The sequence below is a fragment of the Geotalea toluenoxydans JCM 15764 genome (assembly GCF_001311985.1).
Taxonomy (GTDB): Bacteria; Desulfobacterota; Desulfuromonadia; order Geobacterales; family Geobacteraceae; genus Geotalea; species Geotalea toluenoxydans.
In genome coordinates, this window is the sequence record NZ_BBCJ01000011.1 from 121,566 (window position 1) to 128,481 (window position 6,916).

Annotated in this window: 5 protein-coding genes; all 5 read left to right on the forward strand. The window is 45.6% G+C overall.

Annotation, left to right across the window (positions count from 1 at the left end):
- Nucleotides 1-16 precede the first annotated feature (16 nt).
- On the forward strand, nucleotides 17-3,220 hold the full coding sequence (locus JCM15764_RS09185) for a transglutaminase-like domain-containing protein (RefSeq protein ID WP_243688647.1): 3,204 nt from the start codon (nucleotides 17-19) through the stop codon (nucleotides 3,218-3,220).
- Nucleotides 3,221-3,243: 23 nt separating this feature from the next.
- Entirely contained in the window at nucleotides 3,244-4,179 is a 936-nt protein-coding gene (locus JCM15764_RS09190; RefSeq protein ID WP_243688648.1) for a hypothetical protein, read from the forward strand.
- Between the two features lie 238 nt (nucleotides 4,180-4,417).
- Entirely contained in the window at nucleotides 4,418-5,509 is a 1,092-nt protein-coding gene (locus tag JCM15764_RS09195) for a serpin family protein (RefSeq protein WP_054694944.1), read from the forward strand.
- A 42-nt stretch (nucleotides 5,510-5,551) separates the two neighbouring features.
- Entirely contained in the window at nucleotides 5,552-6,067 is a 516-nt protein-coding gene (locus tag JCM15764_RS09200; RefSeq protein WP_243688649.1) for a M23 family metallopeptidase, read from the forward strand.
- 69 nt (nucleotides 6,068-6,136) lie between these two features.
- Nucleotides 6,137-6,916, forward strand: a 780-nt coding sequence (locus JCM15764_RS09205; protein ID WP_243688650.1) for a prenyltransferase/squalene oxidase repeat-containing protein, incomplete at its 3' end; no start/stop codon positions are given.

Below are 6,916 nucleotides of genomic sequence, written 5' to 3' on the forward strand. Positions count from 1 at the left end.
GGTTTTGACTTTATGCTTGATCCGCTCTGATCCGCAGTTTCCGCGTCCAATTCAAGGTTTGATGTTTTTGAATGTTTTTTATGGAGGTAAAGATGTTCCGCAAATACGCACGTCAGATATCCGCAGTAGTTCTCTGTTTTTTTACCTGGACGTCCGGTGGGGTTTTCAGCATCGCCAATGCCGCCCAGATAGAGGCGAAGAAGACCAAGCGCAGCAGGCCGAGAAGAAGCCGGAGGGCTCAGGGGAGCGCTTTGCCAAGGCAACCGAAGAGGTTGAAGAGATCCTCGGCGATAAGAAGGAGGACCTGCAGACCAAGAAAGGGCGCCTGAAGGCGAAACGGGCAGAGGTCGAAGCCCTTGACGGGGAAGTTCGGCAGCAGTTTGCCGAGACCGAGAAAAAGCTGAAAGACGCCAAGCTACCTGCCGAAATACTGGAGCGCCATTACAAGTTCGTCAAACATTACGATGACAACCTGACCGAGCTGAAGGGCAATATCGACCGCATAGAAAAGGCAAAGGACAAGGCCGAAGCCGAAGCGGGCATGGAAAAAGCCCGCCGCCACCTGGAAAAGACCAAAGCCCCTTCCCGCCACCAGAAGCTCGACCCCAACAATCTCCCCCATCGCCAGCCCAAGGTAATCAAGCGCGAACCGCGCATGAAGAAGGAAGAGTTCGAGAAGGATCTGAAGAAGGATAAGCACGCCTGGAAGAGTCAGAAGCGGATCATGCTTGCTTCCACCGGTTCCACTGCCGGGCTACTCACCCCCGATGATCTTGCTGAGACCATCGAGGTGCAACTTACCCCGGAGATCAGGGCCAAGGCGCTGGAGTTGGGGAATAATCCGGTGAAGATCTATGAGTGGGTGCGGAATAATTTCAAGTTCGAGGCGTATTATGGCTCTCTGAAAGGTACTCAGCAGACGTTTCTGGAAAAATCGGGTAATGATTACGATCAAGCGAGCCTTCTTATTGCACTGCTACGAGCGGCAAATATACCTGCCAAATATGCTATGGGCACTATTGAGTTGCCGATAGAGCGTGCAATGTCCTGGCTTGGCGTTAAAGACCCAAATACAGCAGGGGATATACTGGCTTCCGGCGGGATACCTGTAAAGGCGGGTGTAAGCGGTGGCAAAATAGCATCCCTCCGTCTGGAACATGTCTGGGTGGAAGCCTTCGTCAACATGTACCCATCCTTTGGTGCTAAGAACGGCCCCGGGAATGCCTGGACTCCCATCGACCCTAGTTTTAAAGAGCATGAACTCTATGCTTCTCTGGATATGTCGAAGATCGTGAAATTCAGCGAAACAGACTACCTGCGTGCCCAGAGCAAGCTGCCACCCTCTCTAAGCTACCTCTTCGCGCTGGAAGACTACCATACCGCCAACTACCAGGGCGGTATGCACGAGATGTTTTACCTGAAGAGGATCAAGGAGCATGAATTTGGAACCTTGCTCGGCACACTGCCATACAAAACCGTCGTTGCTGGCAATAAGTTCACCAGCATTGATTCATCCAAGCAGCACAAGATTACTCTGGTACTGCGCGATCCCGCAACAGAAAACTCGGCTACCATAACCAAAGACGTCTGCGAGCTTGCAGGCAAACAGATTACGGTATCATACGCCCCCGCAAGCGATCAGGATAATGCTGTAGTAGCCGGATATGGTGGACTGCTGAAGACACCTGCTTATCTTGTAAAAATAATGGCACAGGTCAAAGTTGATAACACCCTCGTCTTGGAAGGTCCCCCGGTCGGCATGGGGGAATCATTGAAGTTAAGCCTCCAGTTCACGACACCCGGCAGTTTCGGTGACACCATAGAAACGGAGATGGCAGCAGGTATCTACTACAATATTGCACTCTCGGCCTTGAATGTTGCGGACAGGCAGGCGCTTGGCGGCCTCGATAACTCTGAAAACCTTATAGGCACCTTCTATGAATCGATCAACAGTGGGGACGACCAAATCGGAAAGGTATTGCACAACATCGGTCTTCAATACTTCACTCAAACCAATAACGCTTCAAGGCTTCTTGAAGGAGTCATGCACATCTACAACACAAGAGCGGCCAATGCCGGGTTCGTATCGGTGTCGGCTAGCTACCGCGAACTCTTTGGCCTCACCGTTTCTCCCCCTGTTATCTCTGGGCTGGCAATTGATATACCGCGATACATACAGTCTCCGTTCTCCATTACCGGCGACAAAGAGCAGGAAAAGGCCTTTACCAAGATCCAGGGACTCAACACCTCCTATTTCGAACATGCCATTTGGGAGAGTTTCTCCGGTATCGATTCGGTTTCCACCGTAAAGCTTCTGCAACTGGCAAACGAAGCTGGTTTGCCCATCTACACCATCACCAGTGCAAACATCGATGGCACCTTGCCTCTGTTAAACCAAGGGCAGCAGGTGAAGGATGACATTAGGAACTTGGTTGCAGCAGGCAAGGAGGTTACCATTCCCAGTAAATACACAACTCGGAACGAGTGGACCGGTACTGGCTTCATGGTCAGAAACCCCGATACAGGTGAAGGGGCTTATATGATTTCTCGGGGGCTTGCGGGGGGAGGAACCACAATGCTACCGGCTCATTCAGCATTAGGACTTTTGGCGCGTCAATATGCAGCTCTGGCTGTGGGGCAGCCAGCAGCTGAGATCAGAGTTAACAATATTATGTATTGGATTGAAGCTTCAATTGACGATTATTTCACCATTGCGATTAACTATATGCTCTTGGGTAGAGGATATATACCAGAAATGTTGGGGGTGACTTCAAAGGCTCAGTTCCTTGAATTCATAAACAATGAAAGAAACTGGATAATTTATTATAGCGGTCATTCCACCTCCCGATACTTTAGCACACATATGCCAGACGGTGCACCGATTGGGGACATGTTAATTCCAAGTTACGACAGCAAGAATAAGCCTGAGTATGTGTTCCCATCTGATATAAAAGCTAATGCACGAATTGTTTTTCTAAATTCTTGTAAAAGTGCACGAGATGGTAGTTTTGCTGGCTCTTTTGGCACACGGAATGAGGTCTTCTTAGGTTGGAACGACTCGACTGAATACATTGAAGGAGGTTATTTTGCTTACAGATGGTGGAGCAATATGGTGGATGGCAGAACAGCCACCGATTCAGCAAACCGTATAAGTGGTGGTAAATATACGACAAATCCAGCTGGTCTTATGATCAAAATATTTGGTGATGGCATATTATAGTGACTGACAACCGCGGAGGTAAAATGTCAAAATTAAAATATAAATATCTAATATGTATTGTCTTTATGGCTGTTGCTCTCTTTTTGTGTGTTTATGCATTGGGGTGCGGTCTATCAGATAAAGATGCCATCCTTCTATCAAAGAATTTTTGTAAAAAGATGGGAGTTTATATTAGTACTGAGCCCATGGTCTTAGGCAGTAGATATGATCATTTTAACTTATCAAGTAAGAGTAAGGAATTAGTTGTTCGGCCAAGAGGAACAATAGAAGCATCATTTGACATTAGTTGTAAAGACAAAGAAATAACTCGCTTTGACAATCATAAACTTCGAGATCAGGTGTTCCGCGAGTACAATATATCACTAGATAACAGAAAAAAGAGAAACTGGCCTAAATTATTACCAGAAAACAAAGCAAAAGAAATCGTTTTTATACATGCAAATAATATAAATTTACCAGAAGATGTAATCTTTTCTCATATGAGTTTAGATAAAACCTATAATGGAGCTTGGATTGGTCATTGGAAGAGAGTGCACAATGGTTATTTATATGAAAACGATTCATTATCTGTTGCCATAATGGCAATAAATGGCGAATTTTACTCATATGCAAAGCATTTCCTTGGCAAACCCTGCTCAACTGATGTGAAAATACCAAAAGACAGGGCAATAGAGGTTAGTCGTGGTAAAGTTTCCGACCTACTGCGGGGCGACATGGCGAAGAAACATTTGCAAGATTTTGTTGTAACTTCATCAGAGCTGAAAATAATCCAGCCCAATACCATTTTTGGCTTTCTTACACCGTTTCATAGCACAGACTCACGCCTTGCGTGGGTCGTTACTTATTCACTGCCAAGTAATGACCTTAAGTTGGCTGAAGAGGTTAATTTTTCAGACAAATTTGTAATCAAGGTCGATGCAGCTACAGGAAAAGTTATTGGCGGGGATTTCTCAAGATGAACAGTGTAAGTGCCGACAAAAGATGCGAATTAAAAAATATGCTTTTAAAATAACAGGCGGACGTGGGGGACATAGTTGATTTGTTGATTAAGTACCGCCTTAGTCAACAAGTCAACTACGTTCCCTAAGACCCCGCGTCCTCTAAGATCCAGTATGTCACTACCCACAAATATTTTTATCCAATCAATTTGTGGATTCAGACGATAAACCTTTAACAACCACCGAAGGAATAATTTATATGACAGTAGCAAAAGCAATAATGCTCATGATGATTTGTTTGGCTTCAGCTTGTACTTCTAGCAAAGAGCCACAACCGATAACAAAACCTCAACATACATCAATTTCTTTAGATCTAGGCCAGAATCTTGACTTGAGTAACAATACTATTTATTGCGCATCGTTCCAGATGGCCTGGAATTCGATGCGTGACGAAATTATTAAGGGAGACATTATTTTAGAAAATGACGGTCTTCTGGCTAAGCGCTTGAATCGGCAGTCACTGGATAAAAACGACCTTTCAAGAGGATCATATGTAGCAGTAGCTGGTGAACTAACGAAAGAACTTGTTTCACAAACAAAGAACCAATTGAATGAGAAATTTGGTGATAATGCGACGCGCGACTTCAATATTCCAAAATTTGGTGATACTGGGCGACAGCTTGTCGCATATGCTTTTCTGTACAAAAACTTGGAGTTTCCTTTTGAATTCGAAAAACTGGATCAGCCGATTACTTATGCAGCAAGCGGTCAAGAGGCACAGGTAAAAGGGTTTGGAGTATCTTCATTTTCCTCATCCAAACGTCAACATCAAAAGCTGTCAAATCAAGTTGCTATTTTTGATTATAAAAATGAGAACAACTTTATTATCTCACTAAGAACCAAATTAGATGATGATCAAGTAATCCTGGCAAAAATCACACCCAAGAGTAATCTTTTGCAAACATATACAGAAGTCATGGATAGGATCCGTCAGATCGAGGCAAGTTTACTGCGTGATGAAGAAACTATAAGAGTACCAATAATAAATTTTGAAATGATCCGCAATTTTTCTGAATTGGAGAACAAGCGGATCATGAACAAAGGATGGGAAGGGTGGTACCTGGCAAAGGCAATCCAGGATGTGAAATTCAAACTGGATGAGAAAGGCGCTGTTCTCAAGTCGTCAGGATTCCTTAGCGCCATGAAAGAAGAAGTCCCACCAAGTATGGAAAAACCCCGGAAATTTATTTTTGACAAACCATTCTTGATCCTATTGAAACAAAAGACTGGCAACTATCCATATTTTGCCATGTGGGTGAGTGATCCAGAATTGTTTATAAGGCAACAATAAGTTTGCTGGCAACGGAAATTACTACTGAACATGAGACCTTCTTTGGGAAAATTATCAAAACATTTAGTTGTTCTGGCACTCTTCGCTCTGGTTGTGGGGTTCCTGATGCCTCAAAAGTTGATTATTCCAGTTAAATTCGCAACTAAATCTGACTGGAACTCAAAATCCTTCTGGTTCAGCCCATGGGGAAAATCCGGTGTTCACAAGGGGATCGATATTTTTGCCAAAGAGGGGACTCCTGTCATATCGGCCTGCACCGGCTTTGTTGTCTCTGCTGAATCAAATGGCAATGGGGGGAAAGTTGTCTCGATTTTGGGACCGAAGTGGCGCATCCATTACTATGCTCACCTGAAAACCATCACAGTGAAAGTCGGAGAGTTTGTCAGACACGGATCAGAAGTGGGAACAGTCGGTACAACTGGAAATGCGGTTGGTAAAGCCCCGCACCTGCATTATGCCATAATCACCCAAATACCTTATGTGTGGAACTATAGATCTGAAAAGCATGGTTTCGACAGGATGTTCTTCCTTAACCCCCATGAGTTGTTAATTCAGTAACAGACCCTAGATTAGCAGAAGTACGTGTTGATGAGCATTTTAATGGATTAGATTCAGTGGAGAGGGCATATGATAAAGAAGACACTATGGTATTTGATGCTGATATTGTTACTTTGGACGGCTACTGCTGAAGCCCAAAGCCCGGCAATAGTGAATGGAGTAGCATGGCTGAAGGCTGTTCAGAGCAGCGACGGAAGCTGGACCAATTCTTCATCTTCATCCACTGACTTCTATACTACTGCCTCGGTCTTGGAGTCATTCGCCACCTTAGGTGACACTTCAGCTGCCTACACCAATGGTCTGACCTGGCTCCAAACCGCAGATGCAAAAAGCACCACCTACCTAGCGCCAAGGATCAAGTTAACCAACACCCTTGGTGGTGACGCAACCAATGACCTGAATACGCTTCTCTCGTATAGAAATAGTGGGTCCGGCTGGGGCGGGTATCTGATTCAAGAAAGCAGTAATTTCCACACTTCCCTCGCTCTCCAAGCCCTCAAATCCGCAAACTACACCGACCCCACCATCATCAATCCTGCCCTGGCCTATCTTACCACCAGCCAGAACGCCGACGGCGGCTGGGGCTTCTATGCGGGTGACAGCAGCAACGTCTATATGACCGCCGTTGTTTCGGCTACATTGCAGCAATTCCCCCAGATGACCGTTATCGCCAATGCTGTCGGCAAGACTTCCGTCTTCCTCATCGCTCATCAGAACAGCGACGGCGGCTTCGGTAGTTCCCCTTCCACCGTGTACGAGACCGCCCTGGCCTTCATTGCTTTGGTCGGCAACGGGCAAACACAAGGTTTGCCCCTACAGAATGCCGTCAATTACCTCACCACAACCCAG

Excerpts from the sequence above, each read along its gene's own strand:
- JCM15764_RS09195 (WP_054694944.1), top strand. The coding sequence starts at position 4,418 with ATGACAGTAGCAAAAGCAATAATGCTCATGATGATTTGTTTGGCTTCA.
- JCM15764_RS09190 (WP_243688648.1), top strand. The coding sequence starts at position 3,244 with ATGTCAAAATTAAAATATAAATATCTAATATGTATTGTCTTTATGGCT.